Genomic DNA, 21,165 nt, shown 5'->3' on the forward strand with positions numbered 1-21,165 from the left:
CGTCAGCCCTTGCCGCCACTGCCCTGACCTGCGGGTGGCAGGTAGCGCGCGGCCGCGAAATCGACGAACGCGCGCACCTTGGGCGACAGGTGCCTGTTCTGCGGATAGAGCGCATACAGGTTCAACCGCTGCTGGCTGAAACCCGGCAGCACGCGCACCAGTTCGCCGCGCGCCACGTGGTCGCGCACCAGGAACTCCGGCGATGCCGCCAGCCCCGTGCCCGCGAGCGCGGCTGCGCGCAGCACGATGCCGCTGTTGGCCTGCAGCCGTCCGCCCACGTCGACCGTGTGAACACTGCCGTCTTCGGCCGTGAAGCTCGGCTGCCCGGCCTTCACCGCCAGTGAATAGTTGAGGCAGTCGTGCGTGCGCAGCTCGGCGGGAACCTCGGGCGTTCCGTGCTTCTTCAAGTAGGCGGGCGCCGCCACCCACCACTCTTCGAAGCTCGCCAGGCGCTTGACGATCAGCGTCGAATCCGACAGCGAATAGGACAGGCGCAGGCCCACGTCGAAGCCCTCTTCGATCAGGTCGACGAAGCGGTCGTTGCACACCAGGTCGACCTTGACCTGGGTGTGCGCATCGAGAAAAGCGGGCAGCCATTGCGCCAGTTCCTCGAGCCCGAAAGACATCGGCGCGTTGATGCGCAGCAGGCCCGCGGGCTCGACCTGGTGCTGCGCGACGATCAGCGCGGCCGCCTCGACCTGGTCCAGGATCTGCCGGCTGTGCTCGTAGTAGGTCTGCCCGGCCTGCGTGAGCGCAAAGCGCCGCGTCGTGCGGTTGAGCAATTGCACGCCGAGCGCGGCTTCCAGTTGCTTGACGTGGCGCGACACGACGGTGTGCGAAACGTCCATCGTCTCGGCCGCGGCCGTGAAGCCACCGGCCTCGACGACCGCGCGAAACGCCTTCATGGCGGTGAATTGATCCATGTGCGGGGCTGGGGTCCGGAATTGAAAATGCCCCCGGGGCTTCGTGATGAAGCCCTGGGGGCAACGATGAAGTGCGTTGTCAACGTGCCATCAGTGCGCCGTCAATGCCCCGTTAATGCGCGCCGGCCGCGGCGTCTCCACCCGCACCGCCCTTTTGCGGCCGTGCCAGCCACACCAGCGGAATCAGCAGCAGGAACAAGATGGCCGACGCATAGAAGATGTCGTTGGTGGCCAGCATGAAGGCCTGCTGGTCGACGATGCGGTTCAGCTGGCCCAGCACCTGCTCGGTACTGAACCCGTTGCTGGCAAGGCCGGCCATGGCGCTGGTCGCCGCGTTGTTGCCCTGGTTCACCGTTTCGGCCAGCTGCGAGTGGTGCAGCGCCGCGCGGTTCTCCCACAGCGTGGTGGTGATCGATGTGCCCATGGCGCCCGCGGTAATGCGCAGGAAGTTCGACAACCCCGACGCCGCCGGAATGCGGTCGGGCGTGAGGCCCGACAGCGTGATGGTCACCAGCGGAATGAAGAAGAACGCCATCGCGATGCCCTGGATGATCGTCGGGATGATGATCGTCACGAAGTCGGCCTGCGTGTTGAAGTTCGACCGCATCCACAACACCAGCGCGAACACCAGGAACGAGAACGTCGCATAGCGGCGCGGATCGATCTTGGCCACCGTGAGCCCGACCACCGGCGAGAAGAAGATGGCCAGCATGCCCACCGGCGCCATGATCATCCCCGCCTGCGTGGCGGTGTAGCCCATCCACTGCTGCAGCCACAGCGGCAGCAGCACCACGTTGCCGAAGAACAGGCCGTACGCAACGGCGGTTGCCACGGCACCCGACCAGAAGTTGCGGCGCTTGAACAGCGACAGGTCGACCACCGGGTGCTTGTCGGTCAGCTCCCAGATCAGGAAGAACGCGAAGCCGACCACGGCGATCACGGCCATCGTGATGATCTGCGGCGAATGGAACCAGTCGAGCTCCTTGCCCTTGTCGAGCATCAGCTGCATGGAGCCGACCCACAGCACCAGCAGCGCCAGTCCGATGGCGTCGATGGGCACCTTGTGCGTGGTGCTTTCGCGCTTGCGATACAGCGCCCACGTGATGGCGGCCGCGACGATGCCCACGGGGATGTTGATGTAGAAGATCCACGGCCACGAGATGTTGTCGGTGATCCAGCCGCCGAGCAGCGGCCCCATCACCGGCGCGACCAGCGTGGTCATGGACCACATGGCCATCGCAAGGCCGGCCTTGGCCTTCGGATAGCTGGACAGCAGCAGCGTCTGCGACAGCGGAATCATCGGGCCCGCGACGAAGCCCTGCAACGCGCGGAACAGGATCAGCGTGGTCATGTTCGGCGCCAGGCCGCACAGCAGCGAGGCCACCATGAACAGGATCACGCTGGCCATGAACAGGCGCACCTGTCCGAAGCGCTGCGTCATGAAACCGGTGAGCGGCACCGCGATGGCGTTGGCCACCGCGAAGCTTGTAATGACCCAGGTGCCTTGCGTGGTGCTCACGCCCAGGTCGCCCGAGATGGCGGGCAACGACACGTTCGCGATCGACGAGTCGAGCACGTTCATGAAGGTTGCCGCGGAAAGCGCGATCGTGCCCCAGACGCGGGCAGAGCCCTCGAGTGGCGCGTGCGCTATGTAGGCTGGAGCAGCAGTGGCCATTGCGCGGGCTGTCGTGGAGTTGACAAGCGCGGGCGATCAGCCCGGCTGGCCCTGCACTGCCACGGCAGCGGCCGGCGCGGGTGTGGCACCCGAATGGCCCGCCGGCGCGGCGGCTGCCGTGGCCGGTGCCGCGCCGCGGCCGAGGTTTGCCGCCACGATGCGGTCGACTTCGGCATCGGCGCCGCGGTCGAGCTGGCTGTACACCGCCGTCTGCGTGAGCGCGGTGGCGCGCGGCGCGTCGGCCAGCATCTTGCCGCTCTTGGACGAGATGTCGATCTCGGCGTCCATCGACAGGCCGATGCGCAGCGGGTTGGCCTTGAGCTGCTCGGGGTCGAGCGCGATGCGAACGGGCACGCGCTGCACCACCTTGATCCAGTTGCCGGTGGCGTTCTGCGCGGGCAGCAACGCAAACGCGCTGCCGGTGCCCACGCCCAGGCCCGCGACACGGCCGGTGTATTCGACCTTCTTGCCGTACACGTCGGCCGTGAGCTTCACGGGCTGGTCGATGCGGATGTTGCGCAGTTGCACTTCCTTGAAGTTGGCGTCGACCCACAGCTGGTTGAGCGGCACGATCGACATCATCGGCGTGCCGGCCGAGACGCGCTGGCCGAGCTGCACGGTGCGCTTGGCAACGTACCCGTCGACGGGCGCGGGCATGGCCACGCGCTGCGTGGCCAGGTAGGCCTCGCGCACCTTGGAGGCGGCGGCCAGCACGCTCGGGTGCTGGGCCACGCTGGTGCCTTCGGTCAGCGACTGGTTGCTGACCAGCGCTTCCTTCGCGGCGACCACGCCGGCCTGCGCAGCAGCGAGTGCGCTCTTGGCGGTGTCGAGCTGCGTTTCGGCGTGGTTGAGTTCTTCCTTCGACACGGCGCCGTTGCCCGACAGCGCACGGCGGCGCTGCAGGTCGTCCTGCGCCTTGGCGATGTCGCTCTTTGCCTTGACGATGTCGGACTGGCGCAGCGTGACCTGCGCGGCCAGCGAGCCGTTGTTGGCGTACAGCGTGCGCACCTGGCGCACGGCCTGCGCGAGCGCGGCCTCGGCCTGCTCGAGCGCCACCTTGGCGTCGGCCGGGTCGAGCTGCACCAGCGGCTGGCCGGCCTTCACGAAGTCGGTGTCGTCGGCGCTGATGGCCATGACGGTGCCGCCGATCTGCGGCGTGATCTGGATGACGTTGCCCTGCACGTAGGCGTTGTCGGTGTCCTCGTAGTGGCTGGCGACCAGCCATTCGTAGAGACCCCAACCGCCGCCGGCGACGATCACCACGGCTGCCAGCGCGGTGAGTGCGCGGCGGCGCTTGCCGTTGCCGGCAGGTGCTTCGGGTGCAAGGGAGGCTGCGGGGGCAGCGGGCGTCGGAGTGTTGTTATCGCTCATGGTGAAGTTCTTTCCGAAGACGAGGAAGTCGAGTCAGTTCTGTTCAGTGTTCAGTTCACCGCGGCCGCGGGCGCCGAAGCGGTGGCCGTGGCCGGGGGTTGCCAGCCGCCGCCCAGCGCGCGCGCCAGGCCGACCTGCGTGTCGAGCGCGCGCGCGGCGAGGTCGACCGCCAGGCGGCGCTGTGCGAGCACGGCGGTTTCGGCCGTCAGCACGTTGAGGTAGTTGCCCAGGCCCGCGCAGTAGCGCTGCACGGCAATGTCGTAGGCGCCTTCGGCCGCCGTTTGCGCCGCGCGCTGTTCGGCCTGCTGGCGTGTGATCGACTGGGCGCTGGTGGCCTGGTCGGCGGCATCGCGCACGGCGTCGAGCACGGTGGCGTTGTAGCTTTCGATGGCCACGTCGAGGTCGGCCGACTTGCCGCGCAGGTTGGCGCGCAGCTTGCCGCCCTCGAAGATCGGCAGGCTGATGGCCGGGCCCACGCCCCACTGCTCGCTGCCCGACTTGAGCAGCTTGCCGAAGCCCAGGCTCTGGAAGCCGACGAAAGCCGTGAGGTTGACGTTCGGATAGAACTGGGTCTTGGCATTGGCGACGTCGCTGGTGGCAGCCTCGACGCGCCAGCGCGCGGCGGCGATGTCGGCGCGGCGGCCCAGCAGGTCGGCCGGAATGTTCGCCTGCAGCGCCATCGGCCTGACGCCGGCCAGCACCGGCGGCTTGAGCGACGCGGACACGTTGGGCTGGCCCACGAGCGCGTCGAGCGCGTGCTGCTGCAGCGCGATCTGTTCATTGAGCGCTTCGATCTGCTGGCGCGCTTCGGGCAGGCCGCCTTCGCTCTGGCGCAGTTCGAGGCGGGTGTCGAGGCCGGCGGACACGCGGTCGCGCACCAGCTTGAGGGTTTCGTCGCGCTGGGCCAGCGTGCGCTTGGCCACGGTGAGCTGGTCGTTCAGGCGGGCCCACTGGAAGTAGCTGCGCGCCACGTTGCTGGCAAGCAGCACGCGCGCGGCATCGGCATCGGCCGCGGTGGCGTTGGCCACGCCGATGGCGGTGTCGAGTGCGCTGCGGTTCTTGCCGAAGAAGTCGAGCTCCCAGCTTGCGCCCAGTTGCAGCAGGCCGATGTTCTGGATCGAGCCGCCGAGCGGCTCGGGGTAGATGTAGTTGCTGTTGAACTTCTGGCGCGTCAGGTCGAAGTCGCCCTTGACCTGCGGCTTGAGCGCGGCACCGGCGATGTCGGCCGAGGCCTGGGCGCGCACCAGGCGGGCACGCGCGACCTGCAGGTTCGGATTGCCGGCAACGGCCTGGTCGATCAGCGTGTTGAGCTGCGTGTCGCCGAAGGCCAGCCACCATTGGCTGTCGAGGCTGGACACGGGCGCTGCGGCCGGGTCGGCGGCCAGGCCGAGCGACGACGCATCGCGCATTTTTGCCTGCGAGCCGATGCCGGCCATGTCGGCACAACCGGCCAGTGCGACCACCAGCAGCGCGGCGGCAACGACGGGAGTGCGACGCAGCGCGCGCACGGCGAGGGAATCAGTCATTTTTATCTCCACGGGCCGCGAGGGCCTGGGCGTTGTCGAGGATGCGGCGCAAGTAGCCCTTGAGCTGCTCCCATTCCTCGGTGGTGAAACCTGCAAGGTGTTCGTTCTGTACGCGGCTGAGCACGTACGGCACGTCTTTGGCGGCGGCGCGGCCTTCGTCGGTGAGTTCGATGTTGACCACGCGGCGGTCTTCGAGCGAACGCACGCGGCGGCACAGGCCCTTGGCTTCCAGGCGGTCGAGCAGGCGCGTCATGGCGCCGGTGTCGAGTTCGCAGGCACGGGCCAGCTCGGCCACGGTGGTGGCGGCGCCGGTATGCAATTTATAGAGCGGCACCCACTGCGGATAGGTCGGGCTGCCGGGCTCGCACATGCGCGTTTCCACGGACTGGCCGACCGCGGTGACGATGCGGCGCATCAGGTAGCCGATGCTCTCTTCGGCCCGGTAGGTTTCTGCCCGGTAGAAAGACGCAGCAGGCACGCGACGCTCTGCGTCGGCGGAGGCCGGCGGGGCTTGGGGGGAACTTGCATCGCTCATGGCCGAAATATTAGCTGCCATGGCAGTTATTGTCAAGGCTGCCTTTGTGGAGGCAAGGGATCTTAGAATCGGCGCATGGCTTCTATCCCACCGTCTTCCATGGCCAAGGGCTCGCCCCGGTCGCTGTCGGGCTTGAGCCCTTTTCTTCGGCCCTACCGCGTGCAGATCGTGCTGGCGGCCCTCTTTCTGGTGATGGCGGCGGTTACCACGCTGGCTTTTCCTATCGCCTTGCGCAGCCTGATTGACGGCGGCTTGGTCAACCCCGACAAGGGCGCCCAGACGATGGCGCTGCGCGAGCACTTCGGCGCCCTCTTCGGCGTGGCCGTGGCGCTGGGCCTGTTCTCGGCCGCGCGCTTCTATACGGTGAGCTGGCTGGGCGAGCGCGTGACCGCCGACATCCGCAATGCGGTCTACGGCCACGTGCTGAAGCAGAGCCCGGCGTTCTTCGAGACGACACAGACCGGCGAGGTGCTGTCGCGCCTTACGGCCGACACGACGCTGGTGCAGACGGTCGTCGGCTCGTCGCTGAGCATGGGCCTGCGCAACACCGTGATGGGCATCGGCGCGCTGGGCGTGCTGGTGTGGACCAACCCTTATGTGATGGTGCAGGTGCTGGGCATCCTGGTGCTGGTGGTGCTGCCGAGCATGTGGTTCGGGCGCCGCGTGCGCAAGCTGTCGCGCGCCAGCCAGGACCGCGTGGCCGATTCGAGCGCCATCGCGGCAGAGGTGCTGAACGCGATTCCCGTGGTGCAGAGCTACACGGCCGAAGGCCGCGAGGCGGCGCGCTTCGACGCATCGACCGAGAACGCCTTTCGCACCGCCGTGCGCCGCACGCGCGCGCGCTCGGTGCTGGTGGCCTTCATCATCATCGCGACCTCGGCTGCGCTGCTGTGGGGCCTGTACCAGGGCACGCAGGCCGTGCTGCGCGGCGACATCACGGCCGGCCACCTGGGCCAGACCGTGGTCTACGTCGCGATCCTGGCCAGCGCGACCGCCGTGCTCGGCGAGGTGTACGGCGACCTGCTGCGCGCCGCCGGCGCGACCGAGCGCCTGATGGAACTGCTGCACGCGCCCGCCGCCATCGTTTCACCGGCCAGGCCGGCTGTCACGCCCGTCCCCGCGGCGGGAAGCGCCATCCGGTTCGACGCGGTGACCTTCCACTATCCGTCGCGGCCGGGAACGCCCGCCCTGCGCGACTTCAGCCTCGACGTGGCGCCGGGCGAAACGGTGGCGCTGGTCGGATCGAGCGGCGCGGGCAAGAGCACCGTGTTCCAGTTGCTGCTGCGTTACTACGATCCGCAATCGGGCCGCCTGCTGCTCGATGGCACGCCACTCGCCTCGCTGGCCCTGGGCGACCTGCGCACGCGCATCGGCCTGGTGCCTCAAGACGCAGTGATCTTCTCGACCAGCGCCTTCGAGAACATCCGCTATGGCCGCCCCGAAGCAACGTCCGACGAAGTGCATGCGGCGGCCCGCGCGGCCTTTGCCCACGACTTCCTGCAGGCCCTGCCCGAGGGCTACGACACCTTCCTGGGCGAGCGCGGCGTGCGCCTCTCGGGCGGACAGCGCCAGCGCATCGCGATTGCGCGCGCCATCCTGAAGAACCCGCCGCTGCTGCTGCTGGACGAAGCCACCAGCGCACTCGACGCGGAAAGCGAACGCATGGTGCAGGCCGCGCTGGAATCGGCGATGGAAGGCCGCACCACGGTCGTGATTGCGCACCGGCTGGCCACGGTGCAGAAGGCCGACCGCATCATCGTGCTGGACCATGGCGGCATCGTCGAACAGGGAACGCATGCGACGCTGGTCGCGCAGGGCGGCGTGTACGCGCGCCTAGCGGCGCTTCAGTTCACGGCCTGAGCGCCCTTCTCGGCTGGCCTGGCCTTGGCTGGGGGCCGGCCGGGTCGCCTGCTACTGCAGGGTTTCCTTCAGCGCCGCCGGAATGGGCAGCGGCATCACCGCGATGCCTTCGTCGAGCAGCGCTTCGGTCTGCTCGGGCGTTGCCTGGCCGCGGATGCCGCGCTCCTGGGTTTCGCCGTAGTGCATCTTGCGCGCCTCGTCGGCAAAGCGGTCGCCGACGTCCTCGGTCTTGGCCAGCACCTCGCGCACGGCGCGCATCCAGCGGGCCTCGGGCGACATCGGTGCCGCGGGAACGTTGGATGATGATGATGAAGAAGATGCAGCAGCGGGCGCCGAAGCGGTTTCCTGCTGCGGTGCCTTTGCATTGCCAAGGTTCAGTCGCGGCGCGCTCAGCAGCTTGACGATGGCGGTGTCGCCGCAGACCGGGCATTCGACCAGCCCGCTGGCAAGTTGCGTCTCGAAGGCTTCGTTGGACGCAAACCAGCCCTCGAAGCCGTGGCCATGCGTGCAGCGTAGATCGAGAACCTTCATGCGCGGATTATCCCGCGCCGCCTTGCGAAGGCGCAGCCTGCCAGTCCAGAGCCCATGCGCCCGACAGAACGTTCTGCAGCCAGAGCGTGCAGGTGAGCGTCTTGGCGTCGGTCACGGTGCCGTCGCGGCACCAGCCGGACAGCGCGTCGGGCGTGGCCGTGAACACGTCGAGAAACTCGCCGTGGTCGAGCTTGCGCTCGCCCAGCGTGAGCCCGCGGGCAAAGTAGATGTGGATGATTTCGGTGGAGTACGCCACCGCCAGGTGCATGGCGCCGGCATGGGCCCACTCGCGCGCGGTGTAGCCGGTTTCTTCGAGCAGCTCGCGCTGGCCGCAGACGAAAGGGTCTTCGCCCGCATCGAGCTTGCCGGCCGGAAACTCGACCATGACATGGCCGACCGGGTAGCGGAACTGGCGCTCCAGCACCACGCGGCCGTCGTCCAGCATGGGGATCACCACCACTGCGCCGGGGTGCACCACGTACTCGCGCGTGGCGCTGTGGCCGTCGGGCAGGCGGATGGTGTCGCGCCGGGCCTCGAGAAACTTGCCCTTGAACAGCTCCTCGCGGCTCGTGAGCTGTTCCTTCAGGTGCGAATCGGTGGTGTCGTCGATGGGCGTGGTGGTCATGTCGGTCGTGGTGCTCGCGTCAGTGCCTGTGCTTCATCAGGTAGCGCCAGGTAAATCCGGGAAAGGCCAGCACGATGAACAGCGAGGCGGTCACCGCGTAGAACTCCCAGCCCTGCGACGCAATCTGCCCTGCCCTGCGTTCGAACAGCAGGCCGATGCCGCCGGCCAGGAAGTACAAGACCACCAGCTCGGCCAGCCGCACCGCGAGCGACTTGGGTCGGCTCGGCAGCGGCACGGCTCCGAACAGGCGGTCGTTGAAGAAAGGCAGGTTGGCGGCCACCAGGGCCACCAGCAGCACCACCCAGACCGACGCGGTTTGCGACACCGGGCGGGCCGCGTCAGTGGGCCAGCGTGGCCACGATCGCGTCGTAGCAGAGCGTCATCAGGCCGCCGGGCACGATGCCCAGGATCAGGATGAGCGCGCCGTTGATGGTGAGCACCGTGCGCACGTCGCGCGGGGCCGACACGGTGGTGGCCGTGACGGGTGCATCGAAGTACATGACCTTGACCACGCGCAGGTAGTAGAAGGCGCCGATCAGCGACATCATCACCGCGAACACCGCCAGGCCGATGTAGATGGCCTGGCCCGAGGCGATGAGCGCCTGCAGCACGGCCAGCTTGGCGTAGAAGCCCACCAGCGGCGGCAGGCCGGCCAGCGAGAACATCGCGATGGCCATCACGCCGGCGTACAGCGGGCTGCGCTGGTTCAGGCCGGCCAGGTCGGTGATCTCTTCGCTTTCGAAGCCTTCGCGTGCCAGCAGCAGGATGATGCCGAAGCTTGCCAGCGTGGTCAGCACGTAGGTCACGACGTAGAACATCGAGGCGCTGTACGCGAACTGCGCGTTGTAGGTGCCCTGGTGGTCCGAGCCGGCGACCATGCCCAGCAGCATGAAGCCCATCTGCGAGATGGTCGAGTAGGCCAGCATGCGCTTCAGGTTGCTCTGCGCAATGGCGGCCAGGTTACCGACCAGCAGCGAGGCAATGGCGAGCACGGCCAGCATCTGCTGCCAGTCGATGGCCAGCGGCTGCAGGCCGTCGACCAGCAGGCGGATGATGATCGCGAAGGCAGCCAGTTCAGGCGCCGCGCCGATCAGCAGCGTGACCGCCGTCGGCGCGCCCTGGTAGACGTCGGGCACCCACATGTGGAAAGGCGCCGCCCCCACCTTGAATGCCAGGCCGGCCACGATGAACACCAGGCCGAACACCAGCACCTGGTGGTTCACCTTGCCGCTGGCGATGGTCTTGAAGACTTCGTTGACGTCGAGCGAGCCGGTGGCGCCGTACATCATCGACAGGCCGTACAGCAGGAAGCCGCTGGCCATGGCGCCGAGCACGAAGTACTTCATGGCGGCTTCGCTGGCCACCGCGTTGTCGCGGCGCAGCGCCACCAGCGCGTAGCTGGACAGCGTGAGCAGTTCGAGGCCCAGGTAGATCAGCAGGAAGTTGCTGCCCGAGATCATCACGAACATGCCCAGCAGCGCGAACATGCTCACGGTGAACATTTCGCCGCCGCGCAGCATGTCGCGGTCCGCCGCGTAGGGACGGCCGTAGACCAGCGTGACCATCAGGGCCACGGTGGCGAAGCACTTGAGCCAGTTGCCCATCGGGTCGCTGACGACCATGCCGCCGAAGCCATAGATGGTCTTGGCGTCCAGGGCCTGCAGGCCCGACAGCACGGCGACCACGGCCAGCGTGAGCAATGTCAGCACATAGGTGCGGGTGCGGCGCGGGCTCGTGTCCGACAGGTCGACCAGCGCAATGATGCAGGCCATGACCAGCAACACGATTTCGGGGTAGATCGTGACCCAGCTGAGTTTGTCAATCATCTCGTTCTCTTCTTCAGCGTGGCATCAAGGCAGCTTCGAAATCGCCGTGTGGCGAAGGAGCTCGACTACCGAGGCGTCCATCGCGTCGGTAAAAGGCTTCGGATACAGGCCCATCCACAGCACGGCAATGGCCAGCAGCGAGAGCATCAGGAATTCGCGGGCATTGATGTCCTTGAGTTCCTTGACGTGGTCGTTGCCGACCGGGCCGAGGTACACGCGCTTGTACATCCACAGGGTGTAGGCCGCGCCGAAGATCAGTGCGGTGGCAGCGCCCAGGCCGACCCAGAAGTTGGCCTTGACCGCCCCCAGGATGACCATCCATTCGCCCACGAAACCGGCGGTGCCCGGCAGGCCGCAATTGGCCATGGCGAACAGCAGCGCGAACGCGGCAAACTTGGGCATGGTGTTGACCACGCCGCCGTAATCGGCAATCTGGCGCGAGTGCACGCGGTCGTACAGCACGCCGATGCCCAGGAACATGGCGCCCGACACGAAGCCGTGGGCAATCATCTGCACGATGCCGCCGGACACGCCGAGCTCGTTGAAGATGAAGAAGCCGAGCGTCACGAAGCCCATGTGGGCCACCGACGAGTAAGCCACCAGCTTCTTCATGTCCTGCTGCACCAGCGCCACCAAGCCCACGTAGATCACGGCGATGAGCGACAGCGCGATCATGAGCCAGGCCCATTCGTGCGATGCGTCGGGTGCGATGGGCATCGAGAAGCGCAGGAAGCCGTAGGCGCCCAGCTTCAGCATGATCGCGGCCAGCACTGCGGAGCCGCCGGTGGGCGCCTCGACGTGCACGTCGGGTAGCCAGGTGTGGACCGGCCACATCGGCACCTTGACGGCGAAAGCCGCGAAGAAGGCGAAGAACAGGAAGGTCTGCGCGGTCGCACCCAGCGGCAGCTTGTGCCAGCTCAGGATGTCGAAGCTGCCGCCCGACTTGTTGTACAGGAAGATCAGCGCCACCAGCATCAGCAGCGAGCCGAGCAAGGTGTACAGGAAGAACTTGAACGCAGCGTAGATCTTGTTCGGGCCGCCCCAGATGCCGATGATCAGGTACATCGGGATCAGCGTGGCTTCGAAGAACACGTAGAACAGCACGCCGTCGAGTGCCGAGAACACGCCGATCATGAAACCCGACAGGATCAGGAACGCGCCCATGTACTGGTTCACGCGCTCGGTGATCACTTCCCAGGCGGAAATGACGACGATGACCGTGATGAACGACGTCAGCAGCACCAACCAGAGCGACAAGCCGTCGACCCCGAGGTGGTAGTTGACGTTGAAGCGCGAGATCCAGCTCGTCTTTTCGACGAACTGCATGGCGGCGGTACCGTTCTGGAAGCGCGTGAACAGCGGCACCGTGACCAGGAAGCTCACGATGGCACCGACGAGCGCGACCCAGCGGACGCCCCTGGCGTGCTCGTCACGGCCAAACGCCAGCAGCACGGCGCCGAATGCGATCGGCACCCAGATGGCAAGGCTCAACAAACCCATTTTTCTTTTTCTCCAGCGTTCAGGCTCAGCGTTTGAACCAGACGAAGTACGTCATCAGGATGAAGATGCCGAGCAGCATCGCGAAGGCGTAGTGATAGATGTAGCCCGACTGCATCCAGCGCACCACGCCGGCAATCCGGCCAATCACTTTCCACGAACCGTTGACGACGGCGCCGTCGATCAGCGCCTGGTCGCCGCCCTTCCACAGACCGGTACCGAGTGCACGCGTGCCACGGGCAATGACGTTCTCGTTGAACCAGTCCATGTAGTACTTGTTCTCGAGCAGGCGGTAGATCGGGCCACAGGCACGCTTGATCGCGGCCGGCAGTGCCGGGTTGATCATGTACATGTACCAGGACAAGACCACGCCAGCCAGTGCGAGCCAGAACGGCGCGGCTTGCAGGCCGTGGATGGCCATGGCCACCGGGCCGTGGAAGGCTTCTTCGAGTTCCTTCATGGCGTGGTGCTTGGCACCGTCCACGAAGATCGCGTTCTTGAAGAACTCGCCGAACAGCATCGGCTCGATCGTCATGAAGCCGATCACCACCGAGGGGATGGCCAGCAGCACCAGCGGCAGCCAGACCACCATGGGCGATTCGTGCGGCTTGTGGTCGTGATGGCCATGGCCGTGATCGTCGGCGTGACCATGGTCGTCATGGTGCGCATCGGGGTTCTGGTCGTAGCGTTCCTTGCCGTGGAAGACCAGGAAGTACATGCGGAACGAATAGAACGCCGTGATGAACACGCCGGCCAGCACCGCGTAGTACGCGAAGTTCGCGCCCCACAGATGGCTTTCGTGCACCGCCTCGATGATGCTGTCCTTCGAGTAGAAGCCGGCGAAGAACGGCGTGCCGATCAGCGCGAGCGAACCCAGCAGCGACGTGATCCAGGTGATGGGCATGTACTTGCGCACGCCGCCCATCCAGCGGATGTCCTGGTTGTGGTGCATGCCGATGATGACCGAGCCGGCACCGAGGAACAGCAGCGCCTTGAAGAACGCGTGCGTCATCAGGTGGAACACCGCGACCGAGTAGGCCGAGGCACCGAGCGCCACCGTCATGTACCCCAGCTGCGAGAGCGTCGAGTACGCGACCACGCGCTTGATGTCGTTCTGGATGATGCCCAGGAAGCCCATGAACAACGCGGTGATGGCGCCGATCACGAGGATGAAGCTCAGTGCCGTATCGCTCAGCTCGAACAGCGGCGACATGCGCGCCACCATGAAGATGCCGGCCGTCACCATGGTCGCCGCGTGGATCAGCGCCGAGATGGGGGTCGGGCCTTCCATCGAGTCGGGCAGCCACACGTGCAGCGGGAACTGCGCGCTCTTGCCCATCGCGCCGATGAACAGGCAGATGCAGATCACCGTGATGAGCATCCACTCGGTGCCCGGGAAGGTGATGCCGGCCAGCGTGCCCGCCTTGGCGAAGGCTTCGGTGTAGTTCAGCGTGCCGGCGTAGGCGGCAATGAGGCCGATGCCCAGGATGAAGCCGAAGTCGCCCACGCGGTTGACCAGGAAGGCCTTCATGTTCGCGAAGATCGCGGTCGGCTTGTTGAACCAGAAACCGATCAGCAGGTATGACACCAGGCCCACCGCTTCCCAGCCGAAGAACAGCTGGAGCATGTTGTTGCTCATGACGAGCATCAGCATCGAGAAGGTGAACAGCGAGATGTACGCGAAGAAACGGTTGTAGCCGTCGTCTTCTTCCATGTAGCCGATGGTGTAGATGTGGACCATCAGCGACACGAAGGTCACGACGCACATCATCATGGCGGTGAGGCCGTCGACCATGAAGCCGACTTCCATCTTCAGGCCGCCCACGACCATCCACTCGTACAGGGTGGCGTTGAAGCGGGCACCGTCGACCACCACGCTCTTGAGCGTCATGGCCGAGATGATGAAGGCGACCAGCACGCCCAGGATGGTCAGCGAATGCGTGACCTTGCGGCCGATGTGATTGCCACCGAACTTGGTGCCGAACAAGCCTGCGACGGCTGCGCCGACCAGGGGTGCCAGCGGCACGGCCAGCAAGGTGGATGCGGAAAGGGTTGCGCTCATGTTGCTGTCAACCCTTGAGCGAGTTGAGTTCGTCGACGTTGATGTTCGACTTGTTGCGGAACAGCAGGACCAGCAGCGCCAGCCCGATGGCCGACTCGGCCGCGGCCACCGTCAGGATGAAGAACACGAAGATCTGTCCGTGCATGTCGCCCAGGAAGTGCGAGAAGGCCACGAAGTTCATGTTGACCGCCAGCAGCATCAGCTCGATGGCCATCAGCAGAACGATGAGGTTCTTTCGATTCAGGAAGATGCCGATCACAGACAGCGCGAAGAGCATCGCGCCGAGCGAAAGAAAGTGTCCGAGCGTGAGCGTCATGCCTTGTTTTCCTTTGCCGCGTCAGCCGCTGGTGCAGCTTCGACCACCGGTTCGGCCGCACGCGTCACCGGCATCTGCACGATACGCACGCGGTCGCGCGCCTTCACGCGCACCTGGTCGGACGGATTGACGTACTTGCTGTCCTTGCGGGTGCGCAGCGTCAGCGCGATGGCGGCGATGATGGCCACGAGCAGGATGACCGCGGCAATTTCCAGCGGATACAGATACTGCGAATAAAGCAGCTTGCCGAGTTCGAGCGTGTTCGAGCTGTCGGCGGCCATTGCGCCGCTCGTGGGGCGTGCTTCGCCGAGGCGGAAACCGCCCATCAGCACGGCAGCCATTTCGAGCGCGATGAGCGCGCCGACACCGGCGGCCAGCGGGAAGTGCTTCCAGAAGCCCTCTCGCAAACCGTCGACGTTGATGTCCAGCATCATCACGACGAACAAAAACAGCACCATCACGGCGCCTACATACACAAGCACCAGCGAGATCGCGAGGAACTCGGCGCGCAGCAGCAGCCAGATGGCCGATGCCTGGAAGAAAGCCAGCACCAGATACAGCGCGGCGTACACGGGGTTGCGTGCGGTGATGACGCGGAAGGCTGCAAACAGCAGCACCACGGCAAACAGATAGAACAGACCGGTCTTGACGTCCATGGAATTCGAATGGGTTCGGGCTGGTCGGATCAGCGGTACTTGGCGTCGGCCGCCTTGTTCGCTGCAATTTCTTTTTCGTAACGGTCGCCCACGGCCAGCAGCATGTCCTTGGTGAAGTACAGGTCGCCCCGCTTTTCGCCGTGGTATTCGAAGATGTGGGTTTCGACGATCGAGTCGACCGGGCAGCTTTCTTCGCAGAAGCCGCAGAAGATGCACTTGGTCAGGTCGATGTCGTAGCGCGTGGTGCGGCGCGAGCCGTCGTCGCGCACATCGGATTCGATGGTGATGGCCAGCGCCGGGCAAACGGCTTCGCAGAGCTTGCAGGCAATGCAGCGCTCTTCGCCGTTTTCATAGCGGCGCAGCGCGTGCAGGCCACGGAAACGCGGCGACAGCGGCGTTTTTTCTTCGGGAAACTGCACCGTGATCTTGCGGGCGAAGGCGTACTTGCCCGTGATCGCCAGGCCCTTGAACAGCTCGAACAGCATGAAGCTGCTCAGGAAGTCCTTGAGCGAAAAAGGTGCGGACGCGAGTTTGGAAGGGCGCGCGAGCGCGCTGGCGGTGTGCGCAGCAGTCATGATATTGGCGCTTCCTGTTATTTCCAGATGTTGAACGGTGTCTGCATCCAGCCACCGACCACGACCAGCCACACGAGGGTGACGGGAATGAAGATCTTCCAGCCCAGACGCATGATCTGGTCATAACGGAACCGCGGGAACGTCGAGCGGACCCACAGGAACATGGTGACCACGCAGAAGGTCTTGGCACCCAGCCAGATCCAGCCCGGAATGAAGCTCAGGAACTCGAACGGCGGCAGCCATCCGCCGAGGAACAGCACGACGGTCAGGATCGAGACGAGCCACATGTTGGCGTACTCGGCCAGGAAGAACATCGCGAAGCTCATGCCCGAGTACTCGATCATGTGGCCGGCAACGATTTCGGACTCGCCTTCCACCACGTCGAACGGGTGGCGGTTGGTTTCGGCCAAGCCCGAGATGAAGTAGACGACGAAGATCGGCAGCAGCGGCAGCCAGTTCCACGACAGGAAGCCCAGCCCCAAGTCATGGAACATGCCCTTGCCCTGCACATTGACGATCTCGCTCATGTTCAGGCTGCCCGTGACCATCAGCACCACGACGAAGCAGAAGCCCATCGCGATTTCGTAGCTCACCATCTGTGCCGAGGCGCGCAGCGCGCCCAGGAAGGCGTACTTCGAGTTCGAGGCCCAGCCGGCGATGATCACGCCGTACACCTCGAGCGAGGTGATGGCCATCACGAACAGCAGGCCGGCGTTGATGTTGGCCAACGCCACGTCGGGGCCGAAGGGAATCACGGCCCATGCGGCCAGCGCCGGCATGATGGTCATGACCGGGCCGAGCAGGAACAGGCCCTTGTTGGCGACCGTCGGAAGAATGATTTCCTTGGTCATCAGCTTGAGCGCGTCGGCGATCGGCTGCAGCAGGCCCAGCGGGCCGATGCGGTTGGGGCCGATGCGGATCTGCGTGAAGCCGATGGCCTTGCGTTCCCACAGCGTGAGGTAGGCCACGGCCAGCATCAGCGGGATCACGACCACGATGATCTTGATCAGCGTCCAGATCACGGGCCACGCCACGGCCGTCCACCAGCCTGCGGCAACCAGCCCCTGGCCGAAGCCATGAATGGTGTCGACGATCATGCCAGTGCCTCCTCGGCACGAGCCGGTGCGGTCGATGCGGCGTTGCGCGCATCGGCGGTCAGTTGCAGCGACGGCGCGCGGCGAACGATGGAGTCGAGCTGGTAGATGCTCGCGACCACCGGTGCCGGTGCGGCACCGCTGGAAGCGACCGCGCTGGCGGCCGTCGCATTGTTCAGGGCGCTGGCCGGAACGGCACCGCCCTCCTCCAGCGCCTGAACCGTCTTGAGCACTTCAGCGGTCGACTCGAATGCGAAGCCGGGCAGGCCCAGCAGGTTGGCCAGCACGCGCAGCACCTTCCACGCCGGACGCGTTTCGCCTTGCGGCTTCACGACGGCATGGAAACCTTGCAGGCGGCCTTCGGCATTGACGAAGGTACCCGGGGTTTCGGTGAATGGCGCGATGGGCAGCAGCACGTCGCTGAATGCGAGGTTGGCCTTGAAGGGGCTGAGCGTGACAACCATCTGTGCATTGCCGATGACGTCGGACGCGGCATCGCCGGCGGCCGAGTCGAACACCGGCTCGGTGTTCAGCAGCAGCACGGCCTTCAGGCCGGAGCCGGCGGCGAGCATGCGACCGGCATCGAGGCCGCCGTTCTTCGGGAAGGCGCCGACGAGCTGTGCGCCGACGGTGTTGGCGGCTTCGGTCAGGTAGCCGACGGTGGCGCCGGTCTGTGCGCCGATCCAGTTCGCCAGGGCCAGCAGGCTGCTGGCTTGGGCGTGGTGGGCGGCGGCATTGCCGAGCAGGATGGCCTTGCGCTCGCCGTTTAGCAGCGAGGCTGCGATGGCTTGCGCGGCGGCATCGGGTGCGTTCTTCGGTGCCAACGGCGCGGCTGCACCGTTCGTCTGGCCAATGGTGGCCGCAACGGCAGCCAGCGCTTCGACCCATTGGTCGGCTTCGACGATGGCCGATTGCGCCACGGTAATGGCCCAGGCGTCACGGTCGGCCATCAGGCTGGCGGAGGTAATGACCGACAGCGCGGCGCCCTTGCGCACGGCCTGGCGGATGCGCTGTGCGAACAGCGGATGTTCCTTGCGCAGGTTCGAGCCGACGACCAGCGCGCTCTGCACTTGCGCGAGCGAAGCGATGGAGGTACCGAGCCAGCGCACGCCTTCGAAGGCCGTGAATTCGGCGTTGCGCAGGCGGTAGTCGATGTTGTCGCTGCCGAGTTCACGCGTGAGCATGGCGGCGAGTTGCAGCTCTTCGAGCGTGCTGTGCGGGCTGACCAGCGTGCCGATGCTCTTGGCACCGTGGTCGGTCTTGATCTGCTTGAGGCCGTTGGCGACGTACTCGAGCGCCGTCTGCCAGTCGACCTGCTGCCATTGGCCGCCCTGCTTGAGCATGGGCTGCGTCAGGCGTTCCGGGCCGTTGAGCGCTTCGTACGAGAAGCGGTCGCGGTCGGCAATCCAGCATTCGTTGACGTCTTCGTTCTCGAGCGGCACCACGCGCATCACGCGATTGTTCTTGACCTGGACGATCAGGTTGGCGCCGGTGGAATCGTGCGGGCTCACCGACTTGCGGCGCGACAGTTCCCAGGTGCGGGCGCTGTAGCGGAACGGCTTGCTCGTGAGCGCGCCGACCGGGCAGATGTCGATCATGTTGCCCGACAGCTCGGAATCGACCGAGTCACCGACGAAGGTTTCGATTTCGGAGTGCTCGCCGCGGTGCGACATGCCGAGCTCCATCACGCCGGCCACTTCCTGCCCAAAGCGGACGCAGCGCGTGCAATGGATGCAGCGGCTCATTTCTTCCATGCTGATCAGCGGGCCGACGTCCTTGTGGAACACGACGCGCTTTTCTTCTTCGTAGCGCGAAGAAGAACCGCCATAGCCCACGGCCAGGTCTTGCAGCTGGCATTCGCCGCCCTGGTCGCAGATCGGGCAATCGAGCGGGTGGTTGATCAGGAGGAACTCCATGACCGACTGCTGCGCCTTGATGGCCTTCTCGCTCTTGGTGCGAACGATCATGCCCTGCGTGACGGGCGTGGCGCAGGCCGGCATGGGCTTGGGCGCCTTTTCCACGTCGACCAGGCACATGCGGCAGTTGGCCGCGATGCTGAGTTTCTTGTGATAGCAGAAGTGCGGGATGTACGTGCCCGCCTTGTCGGCCGCATGCATCACCATGCTGCCTTCGGTCACTTCGACCTTCTTGCCGTCGAGTTCGATTTCGATCATGAGTATGTTTCTTCTCGCGCTCAGGCCTGGACGGGCGCCTTCGGGACGTAGCCCGGAATCAGGGCTTCGAACTCGTGGCGGAAGTGCTTGATCATGGCGCGCACCGGCATCGCGGCGGCATCGCCGAGCGCACAGATGGTGCGGCCCATGATGTCTCCGGCCACGGAGTCCAGCAGTTGCAGGTCGCTGGGCTTGCCCTGACCGTTGTGGATGCGGTCCACCACGCGGTAGAGCCAGCCTGTGCCTTCGCGGCAAGGCGTGCACTGGCCACAGGACTCGTGCATGTAGAAGTACGAGAGGCGCTTGAGCGACTCGACCATCGAGCGGCTGTCGTCCATCACGATCACCGCGCCCGAGCCCAGCATGGAGCCGGCCTTGGCGATGGAGTCGTAGTCCATGGTGCAGGCCATCATGATGTCGGCCGGCAGCACCGGCGACGACGATCCACCGGGGATCACGGCCTTCAGCGTACGGCCCTTGCGCACGCCACCGGCCAGCTCGAGCAGCTTGGAGAACGGCGTGCCCATGGGCACTTCGTAGTTGCCGGGCAACTCGACGTCACCGCTCACCGAGTAGATCTTGGTGCCGCCGTTGTTCGGCTTGCCGCACTCGAGGTAGGCCGGACCGCCGTTGTTGATGATCCAGGGCACCGCCGCGAAGGTCTCGGTGTTGTTGATGGTGGTCGGCTTGCCGTACAGGCCGAAGCTGGCCGGGAACGGCGGCTTGAAGCGCGGCTGGCCCTTCTTGCCTTCGAGCGATTCGAGCAGCGCGGTTTCTTCACCGCAGATGTAGGCACCGAAACCGTGGGCGGCGTGCAACTGGAAGTTGTACGTGCTGCCCATGATCTTGTCGCCGAGATAGCCGGCGGCGCGTGCTTCTTCCAGGGCTTCCTCGAAGCGGTCGTAGCTCTGGAAGATCTCGCCGTGGATGTAGTTGTAGCCGACGCTGATGCCCATTGCATACGCGGCGATGGCCATGCCTTCGATCACGATGTGCGGGTTGAACTGCAAGATGTCGCGGTCTTTGCACGTGCCGGGCTCGCCTTCGTCCGAATTGCAGACGAGGTACTTCTGGCCCGGGAACTGGCGGGGCATGAAGCTCCACTTCAGGCCGGTCGGGAAACCCGCGCCGCCACGGCCGCGCAGGCCCGAAGCCTTGACTTCGGCAATCACCTGGTCGGGCGTGAGGCCCTCGGTGAGGATCTTGCGCAGTGCCTTGTAGCCGCCACGCGCTTCGTAGTCGGCCAGGCGCCAGTTGGTGCCGTTCAGGCCCGCATAGATCTGCGGCTCGATGTGGCGGTCATGGAAACAGGTCTGGACGCCCGTTGCCTGGAACTGCTGGAGCACTTGTTCGGGCGACATCACGAAGCCTCCCCTTTGGTGGCCGGCGCGGCATTGCGCAGGCCGTCGATCAGCTGGTCGAGCTTTTCGTTGCTCATGAAGCTGCACATGGTGCGGTCGTTGACCAGCATCACAGGCGAATCGGCGCAGGCGCCCAGGCACTCGCTCTGCTGCAGCGTGAACAGGCCATCGGCCGTGGTCTCGCCCATCTTGATGCCGAGCCGTTTTTCGAGGTGCACAAGGGCGGTGACGCCATCGCGCAGCTGGCACGGCAGGTTGGTGCACACGTTGAGCTTGAACTTGCCCACCGGGTGCTGGTTGTACATGTTGTAGAAGGTCGTGACTTCATGCACGGCGATGGGCGCCATGCCGAGGTACTCGGCAATCTCGCGCTCGCGCTGCAGGCTCACGAAACCTTCGTCCTGCTGGACGATGGCCAGGCAGGCCATCACGGCGGACTGCTTGCCAGCTTCGGGGTACTTGGCCACTTCGCGCGCGAAACGCTCGAGCGTCGCAGGCTGCAAAGGGGAAGAAGGCGCCGAAGGCGCCGTGTGGTGGGTCGAGGAAGTCGTCATTCGC

At 65.6% G+C, this 21,165-nt stretch carries 19 protein-coding genes; 1 reads left to right on the forward strand and 18 read right to left on the reverse strand.

What is annotated here, in order from left to right:
* Nucleotides 1–2: 2 nt before the first annotated feature.
* The 5 genes from DBV14_RS09075 to DBV14_RS09095 all read right to left on the reverse strand — a co-directional run bounded on the left by DBV14_RS09075 (nt 3) and on the right by DBV14_RS09095 (nt 6,030).
* Complete coding sequence (locus tag DBV14_RS09075) at nt 3–923, reverse strand: LysR family transcriptional regulator (protein WP_124458860.1); 921 nt, start codon at nt 921–923, stop codon at nt 3–5.
* A gap of 112 nt (nt 924–1,035) precedes the next feature.
* Nucleotides 1,036–2,598, reverse strand: a complete 1,563-nt coding sequence (locus DBV14_RS09080) for a DHA2 family efflux MFS transporter permease subunit (RefSeq protein ID WP_124458861.1) — start codon at nt 2,596–2,598, stop codon at nt 1,036–1,038.
* Between the two features lie 36 nt (nt 2,599–2,634).
* Nucleotides 2,635–3,969: an efflux RND transporter periplasmic adaptor subunit gene (locus DBV14_RS09085; RefSeq protein ID WP_124458862.1), complete on the reverse strand. Its 1,335-nt coding sequence runs from the start codon at nt 3,967–3,969 to the stop codon at nt 2,635–2,637.
* A gap of 50 nt (nt 3,970–4,019) precedes the next feature.
* Nucleotides 4,020–5,495: an efflux transporter outer membrane subunit gene (locus DBV14_RS09090; RefSeq protein WP_124458863.1), complete on the reverse strand. Its 1,476-nt coding sequence runs from the start codon at nt 5,493–5,495 to the stop codon at nt 4,020–4,022.
* Nucleotides 5,488–6,030 (reverse strand): MarR family winged helix-turn-helix transcriptional regulator, encoded by a 543-nt coding sequence (locus DBV14_RS09095; protein WP_124458864.1) that lies wholly within the window; start codon nt 6,028–6,030, stop codon nt 5,488–5,490. Before DBV14_RS09095 ends, DBV14_RS09090 begins: the two co-directional genes overlap by 8 nt.
* A gap of 75 nt (nt 6,031–6,105) precedes the next feature.
* Here DBV14_RS09095 and DBV14_RS09100 point away from each other — a divergent pair, with 75 nt between their 5' ends.
* A complete protein-coding gene (locus DBV14_RS09100) occupies nt 6,106–7,890 on the forward strand; it encodes an ABC transporter transmembrane domain-containing protein (protein ID WP_124458865.1) in 1,785 nt (594 codons plus the stop codon).
* A gap of 51 nt (nt 7,891–7,941) precedes the next feature.
* On the opposite strand, the gene DBV14_RS09105 is transcribed toward DBV14_RS09100, so the two are convergent.
* From DBV14_RS09105 to nuoE, 13 genes are read right to left on the reverse strand one after another with little or no spacing between them, the layout of a single operon-like run.
* The gene (locus tag DBV14_RS09105) at nt 7,942–8,421 is read right to left on the reverse strand and encodes a DUF1178 family protein (RefSeq protein WP_124458866.1); all 480 of its coding nucleotides are present in this window, start codon (nt 8,419–8,421) and stop codon (nt 7,942–7,944) included.
* 7 nt (nt 8,422–8,428) lie between these two features.
* Complete coding sequence (locus tag DBV14_RS09110; protein WP_124458867.1) at nt 8,429–9,046, reverse strand: NUDIX domain-containing protein; 618 nt, start codon at nt 9,044–9,046, stop codon at nt 8,429–8,431.
* 19 nt (nt 9,047–9,065) lie between these two features.
* On the reverse strand, nt 9,066–9,371 hold the full coding sequence (locus DBV14_RS09115) for a DUF2818 family protein (protein WP_124458868.1): 306 nt from the start codon (nt 9,369–9,371) through the stop codon (nt 9,066–9,068).
* Nucleotides 9,372–9,384: 13 nt separating this feature from the next.
* Nucleotides 9,385–10,872: an NADH-quinone oxidoreductase subunit NuoN gene (gene nuoN / locus DBV14_RS09120; RefSeq protein ID WP_124458869.1), complete on the reverse strand. Its 1,488-nt coding sequence runs from the start codon at nt 10,870–10,872 to the stop codon at nt 9,385–9,387.
* Nucleotides 10,873–10,896: 24 nt separating this feature from the next.
* Nucleotides 10,897–12,372, reverse strand: coding sequence for an NADH-quinone oxidoreductase subunit M (locus DBV14_RS09125; RefSeq protein ID WP_124458870.1), 1,476 nt, complete (start codon nt 12,370–12,372; stop codon nt 10,897–10,899).
* A gap of 25 nt (nt 12,373–12,397) precedes the next feature.
* Entirely contained in the window at nt 12,398–14,431 is a 2,034-nt protein-coding gene (gene nuoL, locus DBV14_RS09130) for an NADH-quinone oxidoreductase subunit L (RefSeq protein WP_124458871.1), read from the reverse strand.
* 7 nt (nt 14,432–14,438) lie between these two features.
* Nucleotides 14,439–14,747 (reverse strand): NADH-quinone oxidoreductase subunit NuoK, encoded by a 309-nt coding sequence (gene nuoK, locus DBV14_RS09135; protein WP_019653383.1) that lies wholly within the window; start codon nt 14,745–14,747, stop codon nt 14,439–14,441.
* Complete coding sequence (locus tag DBV14_RS09140; protein WP_124458872.1) at nt 14,744–15,403, reverse strand: NADH-quinone oxidoreductase subunit J; 660 nt, start codon at nt 15,401–15,403, stop codon at nt 14,744–14,746. The genes nuoK and DBV14_RS09140 overlap by 4 nt, the downstream gene beginning before the upstream one ends.
* Before the next feature lie 29 nt (nt 15,404–15,432).
* Nucleotides 15,433–15,978 (reverse strand): NADH-quinone oxidoreductase subunit NuoI, encoded by a 546-nt coding sequence (gene nuoI / locus DBV14_RS09145; RefSeq protein ID WP_124458873.1) that lies wholly within the window; start codon nt 15,976–15,978, stop codon nt 15,433–15,435.
* A 17-nt stretch (nt 15,979–15,995) separates the two neighbouring features.
* The gene (gene nuoH, locus DBV14_RS09150) at nt 15,996–17,072 is read right to left on the reverse strand and encodes an NADH-quinone oxidoreductase subunit NuoH (protein WP_124458890.1); all 1,077 of its coding nucleotides are present in this window, start codon (nt 17,070–17,072) and stop codon (nt 15,996–15,998) included.
* Nucleotides 17,072–19,246, reverse strand: a complete 2,175-nt coding sequence (gene nuoG / locus DBV14_RS09155; RefSeq protein ID WP_124458874.1) for an NADH-quinone oxidoreductase subunit NuoG — start codon at nt 19,244–19,246, stop codon at nt 17,072–17,074. The genes nuoH and nuoG overlap by 1 nt, the downstream gene beginning before the upstream one ends.
* Nucleotides 19,247–19,266: 20 nt before the next feature.
* On the reverse strand, nt 19,267–20,607 hold the full coding sequence (gene nuoF / locus DBV14_RS09160) for an NADH-quinone oxidoreductase subunit NuoF (RefSeq protein WP_124458875.1): 1,341 nt from the start codon (nt 20,605–20,607) through the stop codon (nt 19,267–19,269).
* Nucleotides 20,607–21,161, reverse strand: a complete 555-nt coding sequence (gene nuoE / locus DBV14_RS09165) for an NAD(P)H-dependent oxidoreductase subunit E (RefSeq protein WP_124458876.1) — start codon at nt 21,159–21,161, stop codon at nt 20,607–20,609. The genes nuoF and nuoE overlap by 1 nt, the downstream gene beginning before the upstream one ends.
* Between the last annotated feature and the right edge of the window lie 4 nt (nt 21,162–21,165).

The sequence above is a fragment of the Variovorax sp. KBW07 genome (genome assembly GCF_003852515.1).
Classification (GTDB): domain Bacteria; phylum Pseudomonadota; class Gammaproteobacteria; order Burkholderiales; family Burkholderiaceae_C; genus Variovorax.